The 14,343-nt window shown below is 39.1% G+C and carries 16 protein-coding genes, 1 tRNA gene and 2 rRNA genes; 4 read left to right on the top strand and 15 right to left on the bottom strand.

Going from position 1 to position 14,343, the window contains the following annotated elements; all coding sequences use genetic code 11:
• Positions 1–99 precede the first annotated feature (99 nt).
• Positions 100–1,224, top strand: coding sequence for a cysteine desulfurase family protein (locus GNT69_RS23540; protein WP_203557431.1), 1,125 nt, complete (start codon positions 100–102; stop codon positions 1,222–1,224).
• Between the two features lie 80 nt (positions 1,225–1,304).
• Here GNT69_RS23540 and GNT69_RS23535 read toward each other — a convergent pair whose 3' ends face one another.
• The 9 genes from GNT69_RS23535 to sigY all read right to left on the bottom strand — a co-directional run bounded on the left by GNT69_RS23535 (position 1,305) and on the right by sigY (position 7,516).
• Positions 1,305–1,754 (bottom strand): small multi-drug export protein, encoded by a 450-nt coding sequence (locus tag GNT69_RS23535; protein ID WP_203557430.1) that lies wholly within the window; start codon positions 1,752–1,754, stop codon positions 1,305–1,307.
• A gap of 220 nt (positions 1,755–1,974) precedes the next feature.
• Complete coding sequence (brnQ, locus tag GNT69_RS23530) at positions 1,975–3,333, bottom strand: branched-chain amino acid transport system II carrier protein (protein ID WP_203557429.1); 1,359 nt, start codon at positions 3,331–3,333, stop codon at positions 1,975–1,977.
• Positions 3,334–3,616: 283 nt separating this feature from the next.
• Positions 3,617–4,438: an undecaprenyl phosphate translocase family protein gene (locus GNT69_RS23525; RefSeq protein ID WP_203557428.1), complete on the bottom strand. Its 822-nt coding sequence runs from the start codon at positions 4,436–4,438 to the stop codon at positions 3,617–3,619.
• Positions 4,439–4,555: 117 nt separating this feature from the next.
• Complete coding sequence (locus GNT69_RS23520) at positions 4,556–5,338, bottom strand: ABC transporter permease (protein ID WP_203557427.1); 783 nt, start codon at positions 5,336–5,338, stop codon at positions 4,556–4,558.
• On the bottom strand, positions 5,335–6,228 hold the full coding sequence (locus GNT69_RS23515; protein WP_203557426.1) for an ABC transporter ATP-binding protein: 894 nt from the start codon (positions 6,226–6,228) through the stop codon (positions 5,335–5,337). The genes GNT69_RS23520 and GNT69_RS23515 overlap by 4 nt, the downstream gene beginning before the upstream one ends.
• Before the next feature lie 17 nt (positions 6,229–6,245).
• Positions 6,246–6,446, bottom strand: a complete 201-nt coding sequence (locus GNT69_RS23510) for a PLD nuclease N-terminal domain-containing protein (RefSeq protein ID WP_203557425.1) — start codon at positions 6,444–6,446, stop codon at positions 6,246–6,248.
• Between the two features lie 5 nt (positions 6,447–6,451).
• Complete coding sequence (locus GNT69_RS23505; protein ID WP_203557424.1) at positions 6,452–6,670, bottom strand: transcriptional regulator; 219 nt, start codon at positions 6,668–6,670, stop codon at positions 6,452–6,454.
• Entirely contained in the window at positions 6,667–6,987 is a 321-nt protein-coding gene (locus GNT69_RS23500) for a YxlC family protein (RefSeq protein WP_203557423.1), read from the bottom strand. The genes GNT69_RS23505 and GNT69_RS23500 overlap by 4 nt, the downstream gene beginning before the upstream one ends.
• 4 nt (positions 6,988–6,991) lie before the next feature.
• A complete protein-coding gene (gene sigY / locus GNT69_RS23495; RefSeq protein ID WP_203557422.1) occupies positions 6,992–7,516 on the bottom strand; it encodes an RNA polymerase sigma factor SigY in 525 nt (174 codons plus the stop codon).
• Positions 7,517–7,794: 278 nt separating this feature from the next.
• Here sigY and GNT69_RS23490 point away from each other — a divergent pair, with 278 nt between their 5' ends.
• The 3 genes from GNT69_RS23490 to GNT69_RS23480 all read left to right on the top strand — a co-directional run bounded on the left by GNT69_RS23490 (position 7,795) and on the right by GNT69_RS23480 (position 10,161).
• Entirely contained in the window at positions 7,795–8,163 is a 369-nt protein-coding gene (locus GNT69_RS23490; protein ID WP_203557421.1) for a rhodanese-like domain-containing protein, read from the top strand.
• 116 nt (positions 8,164–8,279) lie between these two features.
• Entirely contained in the window at positions 8,280–8,993 is a 714-nt protein-coding gene (locus GNT69_RS23485; RefSeq protein WP_203557420.1) for an ABC transporter ATP-binding protein, read from the top strand.
• Complete coding sequence (locus tag GNT69_RS23480) at positions 8,986–10,161, top strand: ABC transporter permease (protein ID WP_203557419.1); 1,176 nt, start codon at positions 8,986–8,988, stop codon at positions 10,159–10,161. Before GNT69_RS23485 ends, GNT69_RS23480 begins: the two co-directional genes overlap by 8 nt.
• Before the next feature lie 32 nt (positions 10,162–10,193).
• Here GNT69_RS23480 and GNT69_RS23475 read toward each other — a convergent pair whose 3' ends face one another.
• The 6 genes from GNT69_RS23475 to GNT69_RS23450 all read right to left on the bottom strand — a co-directional run.
• Positions 10,194–11,321 carry an ABC transporter permease gene (locus GNT69_RS23475; RefSeq protein ID WP_239094439.1) on the bottom strand — a complete coding sequence of 376 codons (1,128 nt, stop codon included), beginning with the start codon at positions 11,319–11,321 and terminating at the stop codon, positions 10,194–10,196.
• On the bottom strand, positions 11,314–12,525 hold the full coding sequence (locus GNT69_RS23470; protein WP_203557418.1) for an ABC transporter permease: 1,212 nt from the start codon (positions 12,523–12,525) through the stop codon (positions 11,314–11,316). Before GNT69_RS23470 ends, GNT69_RS23475 begins: the two co-directional genes overlap by 8 nt.
• Positions 12,526–12,537: 12 nt before the next feature.
• Positions 12,538–13,476 (bottom strand): ABC transporter ATP-binding protein, encoded by a 939-nt coding sequence (locus tag GNT69_RS23465; RefSeq protein WP_203557417.1) that lies wholly within the window; start codon positions 13,474–13,476, stop codon positions 12,538–12,540.
• A gap of 270 nt (positions 13,477–13,746) precedes the next feature.
• A tRNA-Arg gene (locus GNT69_RS23460) sits at positions 13,747–13,820 on the bottom strand.
• Positions 13,821–13,970: 150 nt separating this feature from the next.
• Positions 13,971–14,086: ribosomal RNA gene (rrf, locus tag GNT69_RS23455) — 5S ribosomal RNA — on the bottom strand.
• Positions 14,087–14,170: 84 nt separating this feature from the next.
• Positions 14,171–14,343: ribosomal RNA gene (locus GNT69_RS23450) — 23S ribosomal RNA — on the bottom strand; the annotation flags it as partial.

Below are 14,343 nucleotides of genomic sequence, written 5' to 3'. Positions count from 1 at the left end.
TTTCAAATGTATTAAGATGAAAGGGAAGAGTTTTTAAAAAATGCATGCGAACGAGCAATCTCGTAATAACAAATTATCCATGACTAGGAGTGATTCTATTTGCAACAAATATATCTTGATTATAATGCTAGCACACCGATTGCACCTGAAGTTAAGGAGGCAATGTCGCCTTATTTAGAGGGATTTTATGGAAACCCATCCGCTCTTCATTTCGCCGGAATCGATGCCAAGCTAGCCGTTGAGAACGCACGGAAACAAGTGGCATCGTTATTAAATTGCCATGCGGACGAGATTGTTTTTACGAGTGGAGGCAGTGAATCGAATAACCATGTGTTAAAAGGTGTTTACCATTCCCTTAAAGAGAAAGGGAACCATATAATCACCACAAAAATAGAGCATCCTGCCATTTTAAATCCCTGTAAATTCCTAGAAAAACTCGGGGCGAAAATTACTTATCTTGATGTCGATTCGTTGGGCCGGGTGGACCCTGATCATATTGAAAAAAGCATCACAGAGCAAACAATCTTAATTTCTGTTATGCATTCAAACAATGAAGTCGGAACTATTCAACCAATCGAAGAGATTGGTCAAATTGCCAAAAGGCATAACGTCTTATTCCATACAGATGCTTCTCAATCGATTGGAAAAGTACCGATTGATGTTAATCTCCTTCAAATTGATTTTTTAACGATTGCCGGCCACAAAGTATATGCACCTAAAGGGATTGGAGCTTTGTATATTCGCAAAGGAATCGACATTGAGCCTCTAATTCACGGTGCAGGTCATGAAAGCGGACGAAGAGCAGGTACAGAAAATATCGTCTTGGCTGTTGGTTTAGGAAGGGCTTGTGAATTAGCTAAAGAGAATGAGGCTGAAAATAGCAGAATTAAACAGTTAAGAGATAAATTTTGGAACCAACTACAGCAAATTCCGCAAGTATCGCTTAATGGACACCCGATAGAGCGTCTGCCAAATACGTTAAATATTAATTTTGAAAAAAGAGTTGGCCAAGATATCCTTGCATCCATACCAATGATTGCCGCCTCTACCGGCTCGGCTTGCCATGCTGGTGAAGTTTCTTTATCCCCCGTTTTAAAGGCAATGGGCGTTGAAGAATCCGTTGGAATGGGCGCCGTTCGATTTAGTTTAGGAAGATATACTACCGAAGAGGAAATTAACAAAGTCGTGGATTTATTAATAAAGCTGCCAGTTAATCTGCGATAAATCTAGAGGAGAACGACGAATAACAACAGTGAGAGAGGAAGGGTTTCCAATTCCTTCTTCCCCCACTTTCAATCCGAGCTTTAGCGATAATGTACAAATAAATCAAACCCAAGCATGGTCACAACTCCAAAGATCAGCGTCCATAATGCAAGGCTCGCCGTCATCCAAATAAAAGTCCACCTCTTTGATGCACCTAAGGACATTCCGATGAATGTGGCAATATGAATCCCCGTCAAAATCGGTCCTAAAAAGGCTAAGCCTGGCAAACCATACTTATTCCACACCTTTTTCGCACGTTCACTTCGTTTCGAAGACGCTTCCCCCTTTTTTTCTTGCCTATTTGCATACCAATCCTGCACTTTCGCAAACGCCAAAATAAGCGGAATGACGGTACTTAAATTGCCTATAAAAGCTAAAAACATCACCCAAAACGGAGACAATCCCATAATAATTCCAAGCGGAATAACTAAGCCTATTTCAAACCAAGGAATCGCAGCTCCAAGAAACACAAGGGCATATTCAAGTAACATATAGCCGCCCCCTAAATGGTTTTTTTACACCTTTTTTGATTCTTTGCAATTGTAACACTTCTCCTCAAGCTATCCAACTGAACAATACACCGTTTTTTAAAGAGCTAAGCAAACAAACACCGTCTAACATCTTTTTCCGCTCACAGCAATGCTCTAAAATTATTCCTAAATAAAAAAACAGGATTCCTATAAACTAAGGAACCCTGTTTCATCAATCGATTTAGTTTACTTTTACCGTCGAAAACTCTTGAATTCGAGTAATAACACCTGTAATTATGATGACGATTAAAGCTGGAAGCAACCATCCTAAACCTTGGTTATACAATGGCAATACTTGATCGTAGAAGTTGACAACTGCAGCCATCCACCCGAAATACTCAATTCCTAATAAGTCACAAAACACTTTTAGTCCGTCAAACAAACTTATAATAAAAGTAACCGCAATCGTAGCAACATACACTACTTGCGAATGATTAAATAATGGTGACAAGAAAGCTAAAAGCATTAGAACGATCGCAAGTGGATATAAGAACATCAATACTGGGATAGAGAAGGTAATGATATTCGCCAATCCAAAGTTAGCAATTACAAAAGTAATCGTTGAGAAGAAAATGACAAGTGATTTATAACTAAATTTCGGCAATAATGAATGAAAATATTCAGCACAAGAAATGGTTAACCCAATCGATGTCGTTAAACAAGCTAGGATGATCATTACTGCTAATAGCATTGAGCCGATCGTTCCGAAATAGTGAGATACCGCTCCACTTAGTACAGCTCCACCTGTTGGTGCAACTCCGAGAATTTCTACACTTGTTGCGCCCAAATAAGCAATTCCAACGTAAATAGCTCCTAGTAAGGTAATAGCAACTATACCAGCTTTAGCTGTTGATTTTAAAATTCCACTTTTCGATGTAACCCCCATCGCTTGAATGGCTTTAATAACGATAATTCCGAATACTAGAGAAGCTAATGCATCCATCGTATTATATCCTTCAAGGAAGCCTTGAACAAAAGCACCCGTATGATAAGCTTCTGTCGCAGGTTGAATTTCGCCCATCGGGTTAAAAATAGCTGTGAGTAACAGGACGACAAGAAGTACAACGAGCGCCGGAGCTAATATCTTTCCAACGTTCTGTACAATCTTTGCTGGATTTAATGAAAACAAGAGAGACGCTGAAAAGAAAATGATTGTAAAAATGAGTAAACCTGTTTGATGAAATCCTTCACTTATAAAAGGTGAGACCCCTACATCAAAAGCGACTGTTCCAGTACGAGGAGCCGCAAAAAATGGCCCAATCGTTAAATAAAGTAAAACTGTAAAAAAGATTCCGTATCCAGGTGAAACCCTTCCGCCAAGCTCCTGTAAATCTTTGCTGCCTGAAAAGCTCATCGCTAAAATACCGAGTAATGGCAAGCCGACACCAGTAATTAAAAATCCGATGACTGCTGGCCACAAGCTTGCACCAGCACTTTGTCCTAATTGCGCAGGGAAAATTAAATTCCCAGCCCCAAAGAATAGTGCGAATAGCATAACTCCAATTGCTGCATAAGATGAAAACGATAATTTTTCCTTCATTTTACTTTCCTCCGTATGTTTTAATTCTCACTTTTTTATAAATTATGAGAATATTTTTTTAATATAATATTGAATATGATAATACTTTTTCTCAAAATAATCAACAATTTTCGACAAAGTTTTTATTTTGTTCATATTTAATAATCGAAAATTCTAATGTTTGGGACTTGAAACCCTTTTCATAATATATAATTTATAAATTGAAAAAAGCTATCCTGTTTTTTTAGGATAACTTTTTTTATATTTGTTTACTCTTTTTTTCAGGAGAAGTTTCGCTTTATGATTAAGACTCTCCTCTTTCAACTTTCCCTAACAGATAAGCAAACACATACCCACATAAAAACGCTAAAATACTAATCGCCATAAGAAGTACATCATTAGGCCATCCAGGGTAGACAACGAAAAGGGAACCAACTACAAAGCCAATCATTATTGCATAGGTTGCTGCACGATAATGGATAAACAAATAACGAATAAGCTTGCTAGTTAATAACAGACCTAGCACAATTCCTAGACCGACAACGATAATAATCGGAAGATGAAAGGATTTTATCGCATCCATGACCGTCATATATACACCCATTAATAGTAAAACTAGTGAACCGCTTATACCTGGCAAAATCATCGCTGAGCTTGCCAGCCATCCGGAAAAAAGAAGAAAAAGATAATCTGCCCATGTCAAATTTGTCATGATTGTCACTGAATCTTCGCCTATGAAAGCGGTAGCTGCCACAGCAATTGCAGCAATGACTAACAACAAATAGTGCATCCCGCCGAATGTTTTTTTATAATTAGCTTCACGCAGCAACGTTGGGATAATCGCTAAAATAAGCCCTAGAAAGAAGAAAAAGGTTGGTTGTGGGAAAAATTCAATCAACCAGCTAATCACATGGCTTAATGTTAAAATGGCAATGCCCATCCCTAACCCAACTGGAATGAGGAAGACCACATGTTTTTTCCATTCTTTTGTTGAAAGGCCGTTGATTGCTTCAATTAACCTTTCGTAAATCCCAACTAATAGAGCAATTGTTCCACCACTAACACCAGGGACAACGTCGCTAGCCCCCATCATCATCCCTTTTAAAAGATTACGCCACTCAAACACACGCTCAATTCCTTTCCTTAAGAAATCACACCTTATAAGATTACCATATCTACTTAAATGATAAACAAAAAAACCTTGCCAAAGAGAGGCAAAGTTCGATAATACAATCGCTTTATTTCATTGACCAAAACTTTCAAACCTTTTAAACACAACTACAGCTAAACCTAGAAATAAAATCGACAGACCCAACGTACTAGAAACAACTAACCAAGTGGAACTTGCCCATTCTCCCTCCAATAAAATAAGTGAGGCTTCTAAACGGAGATTCCCAGGGCTCCATTCCATGTATTTCGGCAACAATGTTGTAAGAAGGCTGATTGCCGCCAGCAAAAGCACACTCACTCCCGCAATTCCCCCGCTATTTCGCAATAATGTGCCAAAGAATATCGTAACAGCAGCTATAAAAACTAGCCACATACTGTAGACCATTAAGCTGCTTAACATTAATGTCCACGGTACGTATTCAAAAAGCAAATTGGTATAATACCATGTAAAAACATAACTTGCCACCAGCGAAACAAATAAAATACATAATTGCGAGATAAATTTACTAAAAATATACTCAAACGCACTGACTGGCCTTACCATTACAAGCATCAATGAACCATTTTGTCTCTCCTGAGAAATCACACCCATTATTGCCAAGACAAATAAAAGTGTCCCGATTGTTCCGTATTGTGACATTGTCCCAATTAACACTTCCTCCCCGGTCGGCATCGGAATTTCGATCACCGTACCCTCTGGGAGATTACCGGCGGCCTCAAGAATTTGCGGCATATAGTAATTCGTAATTGGTTGTGAAACACCGATAATTACTAACACAATCGGCAGCCAAATCCACTTGCCACTGCGAATACTTTCCTTCATTTCTTTTCTAAATAAAATAAAAAAGTTCTTCATCGTTCCATCACCTTCATATAAGCATCCTCTAAAGAATCCTGCATCATTTCATAATGGACAAGCGTGCGATTATGACGAATTAATCCTTGAAGGAGCTGACTTGTTTTGCCCGTATCATGCATTGCAATTTTAGCTGTCGTCAAATCAAGATACTCAATATTTTCAATAAAATCGAGCTTTTCGAGGATTCCTTTTAGCGGTTCTTCCGTACGCAATTTTATCGCTAATGAATCAAATTCTGTTTTTAACGCTGACAGTGTACCATTCCATTTTAACGTTCCGTTTTTCAACATTAAAATTTCATCACATACTTGCTCTGCATCATGTAATATATGGGTAGAAAAAAGAATGGTCATCCTAGTTTTCAACTGATTAATTAACTGAAGCACATCACGCCTTCCTGTTGGATCAAGCGCTGATACAGGTTCATCTAAAATAAGCAACTCCGGTTCATGCAACAACGCCTGAGCCAACCCTAGTCTTTGCTTCATTCCCCCCGAAAAACTACCTATCTTCTTATTCTTCGCATCCTCCAAGCGTACAAATGCTAATGTTTCATTTATTCGATTAGCCAACTGTTTTTTTGGTACGTGCGAAAGCTCCCCCGCAAACTGTAGGAATTCTTTCGCTGACATCCAATTAAAAAATGAAGGGTGCTGTGGCAAAAAACCTATTAATGGACGATAATCCTTGTTCTCATATCCAATAAATTCAATCGTCCCTTTTGTCGGTGTTAACAATCCTGCCAACATTTGCAACGTCGTCGTTTTGCCAGCTCCATTGGGACCAAGCAAGGCGATACATCGGCCTTTTTCAATTGAAAAAGAAATGGAGTGAACGGCCACATTTTCTTTATATTTTTTAGCTAAATCTTTAATATTTACAAGCATGCGCTCCCGCTCCTTCCCTAGCGATTTTTTCGACCAAATAAAAAGTATAGGATTGGTCCAATTAAGTTTACGATAATGATAATCGCAATCCACATTCCTTTTGGCCCATTTGTTTCTTCTTGTTTGACACAGCTGATTAATGCCGTGATCATCAAAATTGCTTGTAAAAATAGGATTGGTGCAAGTAACGCCCAGTTAATCTCAGTTAACACATCCATACTTTTCAATCTCCTTTATTTAATTTCCTCTGCCTTCGTCGATAGGGGATAACCACAAACAACAAATAAAACAATGTCGGCATCGGGAATTGAATCAACCCCCACAATCCCCAAAACCAGGCATAAGTCCGCTTTTTCTTTGCATCTATAAATAGCAATATACTTTGAACGAGCAATGAGATAATGATGACGGGAAGAGCGACGTATAATTCAAAATTTGTCATAACGTCTCTCCTTCTTGTTTCTTCCGTTTAAACAGCAGAAAAAGCACAATTGGAGCCAAAAAGGTCGCTCCTACTTGAATGTAAATAAATACCCTTGGAACCTGAACGATACTCAAGGCAAAAACAGTTAAAACAAAAACAGCCGTGAATAAAAAGATCGCTAATTCTTTATAAAACCGCTTTTTTTCCATCGCCCTGTAATCGGCTAATTGCTCTTTAATGTTTATAACTGATGTTGAGGAGTGTGCTGCTAATTCATCGATTTGCTCCCAATCTTGGTGTAATTTCTGAATTTGCTCGCGATCATCTTGCTTCATCCTCTCACTCCTTCCTTAACTGTTTTAAACCATTATGAACTCGCGATTTGACCGTTCCCGTTCGAATCCCAATCATTTTGCCAATCTCTTCATACGTATAACCGTAGTAATGATGTAACAGAATGGGTACTCTTACATCCGCGTTTAACTGGTTAAAGTCAGCAAAGGCATCGCTCCATTCCATTCCTTTTGAATTTGCTTGCCACGCAAGCTGGCGAGAAAGCGTTCGCTTTAATTGTTCGACCCATTTCTTCTCCCGCTTTTGCTTACGGAGAAGGTCGATATATAATCTAGAGGCAATTGAAATCATCCAAGTCGAGACCTTGCCCTCCCCTTTATAAGAAGATAAATGCGTATAGCATTTGAACATCGTATCTTGGGCCAAATCTCTACTCACTTCTTCATCAAGTGTTAGTTTTAAAAGATATTTATATAAAAATGAATAATGCCGGTGAAACAGCTGAGCAAACGCATCATCATCGCCAATCAACGCTTTTTGAATTAAAGCCGTATCCTCCTCATGTTCCATACGATGCCCCTTTCTATTGCGATCAACTATATGACGTTCGGCACAAAAGAAACGTTCATTTCTTTTTTATATTTTTACAACGTTAAAAATTTCTCCAATATAATATTTACCAGAAATAAGAACAAATTGTGTTAGTGGTAGTATGTGTATAAAGTTAAACTATTCAAGTATGGAAAAATCATATTATTGACGGGTGATTAAAATATAGCTAAGCTGATTATACCCCTGTATGTAATTTAACCTTTTAATTGGTTGAGATCTAAAATATTGAGGTGACGATGAAAGTGAAAAAGATATTATTAGCACTAGTAATTTTAGTTGTTCTGACTGCATGTAACATTGAAGGATATGAAAATATTTCCATTACCGAAGCAAAGCAATTAATCGATGATTCTGAAGTAACCATTTTAGATGTTAGAACACCTGAAGAGTATAATGAAGGACATATTCCAAATGCGACTCTCCTTCCTTTACAAGAATTAGAAGGAAGACTGAATGAACTAAACAAAGAAGAGACCTTTTTAATTGTTTGTCGAAGTGGGAATCGATCTACCCAAGCAAGTAAGATGTTAACAGAGCATGGTTTTGCAAATGTATATAACATGACAGGTGGAATGAATGACTGGACTTATGAAGTGATAAATTGAAACATTCAGCAGTGGGGTTTACCGTTCTAATTGAAAAACACTTTTTTATTCCTGTTTTTACCAGAATAGGAACCTTTCCCCCCTTAATCCGTAGAACAAAAGAAGGAGTGGTTTGTATGTCCATACTTAATGTATCAATCAAACAGGCAGGCTATGAAACAGCTAAACCCGTCATTAACGATATTTATTTTCACATTGAACCTGGGGAACTCGTTGGGCTGATTGGGCCGAACGGGGCCGGTAAAAGTACCACGATTAAATCGATTCTTGGACTAATCCCCGAAATGAATGGAAGAATTGATTTTCAACGAAACAGCAAGTATTCCTATGTTCCTGAACGGCCTATTTTTTATGATGAACTAACACTTTGGGAGCATCTCGATTTTGTTGCTGCGGTTGAAGGACTAGAGGATGAAAATTATAAAATAGAGGCAAAAAGACTGCTAGAACTCTACCAACTTGCACCACATGCCCATAAACTGCCGAACACTTATTCAAAAGGAATGCAGCAAAAAGCGATGTTGATTCTCTCACTCATCATTCAACCTAATCTTTATATCATTGATGAGCCGTTTATCGGACTTGATCCTAATGCTATGAAAATCTTTCTTTCTTCGATAGAAATAGAGCGCAAACGCGGTGCAGGCATCCTTATGTCCACCCATGTTTTGGACACAGCTGAACGAATCTGTGATCGTTTTCTATTAATCAATAATGGGGTTCTTACTGCCCAAGGGACATTAAGAGAAATTCAAGAACAGTGTAAGCTTCCGAACGGAACACTGTATGAATGTTTCCACACGTTTTCTGAGGAATTTATTCATGGGTAGAAGGAAGGTATTTTTCCAACGGATGAAAGAAGAGTGGAAGTTCCAATCAAAGGTTTTTGCTACTATCTTTGATTGGACCGTCATCGTCTACCTTCTGCTTCCTGGTCTCCTCATTTTTACCTTTATTTATCGCTCTTGGTGGCAGGATGCGCCTCTGTGGATGACCGAGACACCGATCCTATTCCTGTTTTTCCTTAGCTATCTTTTTACTTGGTACGGAAACTATCGCACTTTTATTCAGGAAGCAGATAAAGTATTTCTTATTAAGCACCATCAGCTGTTCCTTGGGCTGAAAAAAACCAGTTTTGTTTATTCGTTCATTGTCAGGGCGTTCCTCTTTGGAGTCGTGACGCTCATATTTTTACCGTTTTTCTACCATGCTTCTTTTGTATCCGTTGCGCAGTGCTTAGCATTTTATAGTTTATTTACATCGTTAAATTGGCTGTTGATGACGATAAAAGGAAAGCTACGAAAAATAGAATCCAAAATAATGAGAGTTTTAGCTTCTATCGTCATTTTTATTTTAGGGAGCTGGCTTGTTCAATTCATGTACTGGCTATGGGCTTCCGAAGCCTATTTAATTATGAGCATCATCATCATTTTACTGACTTTTTGTGCAGTAATTTTTCACTACCCGGCCCTAAAGAGAATTTCTTCATTTGAAGAAGAATGGCTATTAGAGCAGCAAGAACGAAATAAATATATCCAATTAATTTTTACTGCAGCACCTGAGATAGAGAATATTAAAGTATCGACACGGACAACACCTTGGATTTTCCGCAAATCAAAACGGATTTTTAAAAGCAGAAATCCTAAAAAAGGATTTATCGAGATATTTATTAAAATTTTTATACGGAACCCTACCTATATCTTAAGTTTTTTCCAGCTAATTTCAGTGACAGTGGCAGCAGTAATCTTGATTCCCCCATATTGGCTAAAAATTAGTATTTTTTGTACCTTTATCATTATGGTCTATTCCTGGACTGCCTCTGTCTTTGATAAAATTACTGTCTCCCACCCAATGACTAAAAAGTACGGTGAAATGGATGCTTTTTTTGTTGCGAGAAAGAAGATCACTCTGTCGTTATTAACCGTTGCGATTCTCGCCGTGTTTGGAGCGGCCGTACTTGGAATTCTGTTTCTTCCTCCCGGCCTATTACCAAGATAAAAGCTAAGAATAATTCTTGGCTTTTTTAATCATTATTGAAATTTAAGCTTTTTTAACCCGATTGAGAAAAACATCAGGCTAAAGGCAATTAGAATCAAAATGGCGGTTAGTAGCGTTGATGTTGACATACTACCGCTAATGATTTCGCGTAAACCTTCCATCATCCATGTTTGCGGTATGACTTTGGAAATTTTCTGCATAAACTCAGGCACCAATTCTAGCGACCAATAAACGCCGCCAAGCATGCATGTCGTGACAATTAATACAGCGCTTAAAGCACCTGCCTGCTGGCTTGTTTTCACTAGCCCTGCGATCATCAGTCCAAAGCCGACGATGGTTACAATAACGAGCGATGTAAACAAAATAAAATAGACTAGGTTTCCCCAAGCAGCACTAAAAATGACGGTCATCATAATCATTAACACGGCCATCTGAATCCATCCCATTAAAAAGTAGGCAAGTAGATAACCAATCATCATTTGTAGCTTCGTTGCAGGTGTTGTTAAAATTCGTTGCCAAGTTCCTTGCCTTTTTTCATCAAGAATGGTTGAAGCGGCACCTGAAATACCAAACATCATGAACATGATTGTAAACCCTAACGTCATTAAACTTATTTCTTGACTGTTCTCCCCATCTTTCTGAAATACTCTATAATCAATATTAACTTGATTCCGTTCGCTCACATTGGCTAATAGTTCTGACAAATGGACATTTTCAACTACTTCAACTAGTTCCTGCCCTCGAATTACCGTTCGCGCAACTCCTTCAATAACAGGCTTTAAAGCAAGATACTCGTGAGTTTGCCGTTCATTTACTAATTGAAACAAAGGCATTTCCTTTTTTATTTGTGAGGGAATATTTTCATGAATCATCACAGCAGCAATCGCATCTCGATTTGCCACTTTTTCCAGCGCTTCGATCTCTGTTGCTTCCAACCACCGGTATTGTGGATTTCCCTCTATCAACATCAAAATTTCCCTGCTCAACTCATCCTCTCCACCAACAAGTAAGACAATTGGTTTTTTCTCTGTGCCACCACTCGCCATACCGCCAAATATTAAGCTAAATACAACCGGCATCACAAACATTAGCACAAATCCGCCTGGAGACTTAAGCATGTTTTTCAAGCGCAGCCAAGTAATACTCCCTATTTTACGCATAGGTCTTTCTCCTTTCCGCTGATAGCTTAAGCAGCGCTATCCCCAGAAATAACACCCCTATAGCAAAAAGCATTCCTGCTTCAAAAATAACACCGAGAAACTTTTCGCCAGCCATTAAATCAAGAAATGTTTGCAAGGCCAGAGCATTTGGAAAGATTTTTGAAAGCTGATTTAACCAATCGGGGAAGAGATAAAGAGGAACCATACTCCCTCCCGTTACTGCCAAAATTTGTGTACCGAGCATACCCGCTGCATTAAATGTTTTCTCTGTTTTGATGAATGATCCAATCATTACTCCGAGGCCACATGCACTGAAAATATAAGCAAAAGCAATCAAGATGATTCCTGCAATCGAATCTCCCCAACTTACACCGAAAAGAAGCCTCGTTCCAATGATAATAATCGCCATTTGTATGCTGCACAATGCTATTAAACCGAGAAGCTTCCCTAATAAATAATGCGAATACGTTAACTGAGTGACAAGCATTCTTCGATAAACCTCTTGTTCTTTCTCTTCCAGCATGGCACCAACCCCAGTGACAACGGTCATCAACAGGAACATGACACCCATTCCGGCTGCATAATATTGAAAAGAACCTACCTGGGTTTTATTTGCCTCTACCGTTCTTTCTCGAATAACAGAAAACGGAAGCCCTTGCCGTTGAAGGTCTGATTGCGGAAAAATGGCTGTCGCTCCTTGCTGTCCGGAATTGACCGCGGCTTCAGCAGCGATTTGAAGTGCAGATGTTTCAAGGCTAATCGCTTGTGTAAACTGCTTTATGATTATCTCGACGATTGATGACTGAATGTCTGCACCTGGGATGGAAACAACCTGTACTTCTGCTACCTTCCCTCCGATGACCGATCTTGAGAAGTCCTCCGGAAGAACAACCCCAACCGTTATGTCTTTGCTTGCAAGCGAAGCTTGAAATTCATCTTTATTTACTGAATGAACCTGAACAGTGGAGGAAAGACTTTTTTCTAATACTTCTTTCTCAAGAATATTTCCAAATTCGCCTTGATCCAAATTAACGACGCCAAGTGGAAACGTGTTTAGTTGTGCTTCTTCGTCGGAAAAGATATTGCCAAACGCCATACCAAGAATACCAATTAAAAGAATTGGCATTAACACTAATGTTAACAAGGCCTTTTTATCTCTGCTAAGAGAGAGTGTATCCTTCCACGCTAGCCACCAAAAACTCATGATATATCCCCCCTAATCCCGTAGACTTCTTCCAGTTAGATGTAAAAATACACTTTCGAGGTTAGGCTCTACGATTTCAACACTTTTCACTTCTACCCCTGCATTTGTTACTTGCTTAACAAGGTCAGATAGAATCAGCTGTGGATTTTTATGAAAAACGGTAAGTTGCTGTTCCTTCCATTGAATATCCTCTTTTTCTACACTTGGAATCTGGAAAGTAGTAGATAACTGGCTATGGTCATGTGAAAAGGAAAGGATAATTCGTGACCGGTCACCAATTCTTTCACGTAATTCAGAAAGTGTCCCTTCGGCTATAAACAGACCGTGGTCCATAATCCCAATCCGTTTACACACGTACTCCACTTCCTCCATATAATGACTCGTATAAATAACCGTCATCCCTTCTTCATTTAACCTTTTTACCGTGTCTAAAATGTGAGTTCTTGATTGTGGATCAATCCCAACAGTTGGCTCGTCCATAATGAGCAGTTCCGGCCTGTGGAGGATCGCAGCAGCAATATTTACGCGTCGTTTCATTCCACCTGAAAAGGTCGCTACTTTTTCGTTCGATCGATCACTGAGGCCGATAAGCTCTAACGCTTCTTCCACCCTTGTTTTCAGCTGTACCCCACCAAGCCCATACATTCTCCCCCAAAATTTCAAATTTTCCAACGCACTCATATCCTGATATAAAGCAATTTCCTGAGGTACAACTCCTATTAGTCCTTGTGTTTTTTTCGGATATTTCCTTACATCCATCCCTGCAATTGTTATTTGGCCAGATGTCGGCGGAAATAACCCTGTAACCATTTGAATTGTTGTCGTTTTCCCTGCTCCATTTGGCCCCAAAAGCCCAAATGATTCCCCTTTTTGTACCGAGAAACTTACTTGTTTTACCGCTTCATGGTCTTTGTATTTCTTTGTTAAGTCCGTTACCTTAAGAAACTCCATCCCCATCTCCCCTTTCTTGCTACTTTAAATATAGCAAGTTTCTATGAAATACTTGCTAAATAAATATGAATGTTTTAAAAATTTGAATTAAATTTAGGTAAAAAAAAAACTAGGAAGTGCGAGCTTCCTAGTTTTTGCCTACTTATCCAACAATAGAGGACAGAGGAATATGAGTTTATTTTCAAACTAAAAAACCGCTCGTAAAAGTATACCTTTACGAACGGGATGGAGTATTTTACCGATAAAAATCAAAACTTGATTTGTACTATACGCGCCTTAGAGGATTCGAACCTCTGACACACGGCTTAGAAGGCCGTTGCTCTATCCAACTGAGCTAAAGGCGCATCATCTAAATCCCTTAGCTTCGAGTGGCTTCCCCGTATATATAAATGCCCTGCAAGTACATAAATGGGCGATGGTTTAGCCACTAGAATATATAGCCAACAGGAAATATTCAACATTAAGACAAAATAAATGCCCCAAAAAGGGGCTATGCCTGGCAACGTCCTACTCTCACAGGGGGAGGCCCCCAACTACCATCGGCGCTGAGAAGCTTAACTTCCGTGTTCGGCATGGGAACGGGTGTGACCTTCTCGCTATCGCCACCAGACTATATTTCATTGAGGTTTGTTCCCTCAAAACTAGATAATGTTTGTAAGAAGAAAAAGCAATTCGAGTATCTTCCTTAACGTATTAGGTTAAGTCCTCGATCGATTAGTATCAGTCAGCTCCACACGTCACCGCGCTTCCACCTCTGACCTATCAACCTGATCATCTTTCAGGGATCTTACTAGTATAAACTATGGGAAATCTCATCTTGAGGGGGGCTTCATGCTTAGATGCTTTCAGCACTTATCCCGTCCGCAC

Source organism: Bacillus sp. B15-48 (genome assembly GCF_016879755.1).
GTDB lineage: Bacteria > Bacillota > Bacilli > Bacillales > Cytobacillaceae > Mesobacillus_B.
Note: the sequence above shows the minus strand (reverse complement) of the source record. Positions and strands in the feature narration are given on the sequence as shown.

Coding starts and splice junctions, on each gene's coding strand:
- GNT69_RS23485 (WP_203557420.1), top strand. CDS start 8,280: ATGTCCATACTTAATGTATCAATCAAACAGGCAGGCTATGAAACAGCT.
- GNT69_RS23470 (WP_203557418.1), bottom strand. CDS start 12,525: ATGAGTTTTTGGTGGCTAGCGTGGAAGGATACACTCTCTCTTAGCAGA.
- GNT69_RS23490 (WP_203557421.1), top strand. CDS start 7,795: ATGAAAGTGAAAAAGATATTATTAGCACTAGTAATTTTAGTTGTTCTG.
- sigY (WP_203557422.1), bottom strand. CDS start 7,516: ATGGAACATGAGGAGGATACGGCTTTAATTCAAAAAGCGTTGATTGGC.
- GNT69_RS23465 (WP_203557417.1), bottom strand. CDS start 13,476: ATGGAGTTTCTTAAGGTAACGGACTTAACAAAGAAATACAAAGACCAT.
- GNT69_RS23510 (WP_203557425.1), bottom strand. CDS start 6,446: ATGGATGTGTTAACTGAGATTAACTGGGCGTTACTTGCACCAATCCTA.
- GNT69_RS23515 (WP_203557426.1), bottom strand. CDS start 6,228: ATGCTTGTAAATATTAAAGATTTAGCTAAAAAATATAAAGAAAATGTG.
- brnQ (WP_203557429.1), bottom strand. CDS start 3,333: ATGAAGGAAAAATTATCGTTTTCATCTTATGCAGCAATTGGAGTTATG.
- GNT69_RS23535 (WP_203557430.1), bottom strand. CDS start 1,754: ATGTTACTTGAATATGCCCTTGTGTTTCTTGGAGCTGCGATTCCTTGG.
- GNT69_RS23520 (WP_203557427.1), bottom strand. CDS start 5,338: ATGAAGAACTTTTTTATTTTATTTAGAAAAGAAATGAAGGAAAGTATT.
- GNT69_RS23480 (WP_203557419.1), top strand. CDS start 8,986: ATGGGTAGAAGGAAGGTATTTTTCCAACGGATGAAAGAAGAGTGGAAG.
- GNT69_RS23475 (WP_239094439.1), bottom strand. CDS start 11,321: ATGCGTAAAATAGGGAGTATTACTTGGCTGCGCTTGAAAAACATGCTT.
- GNT69_RS23505 (WP_203557424.1), bottom strand. CDS start 6,670: ATGACAAATTTTGAATTATACGTCGCTCTTCCCGTCATCATTATCTCA.
- GNT69_RS23500 (WP_203557423.1), bottom strand. CDS start 6,987: ATGAAGCAAGATGATCGCGAGCAAATTCAGAAATTACACCAAGATTGG.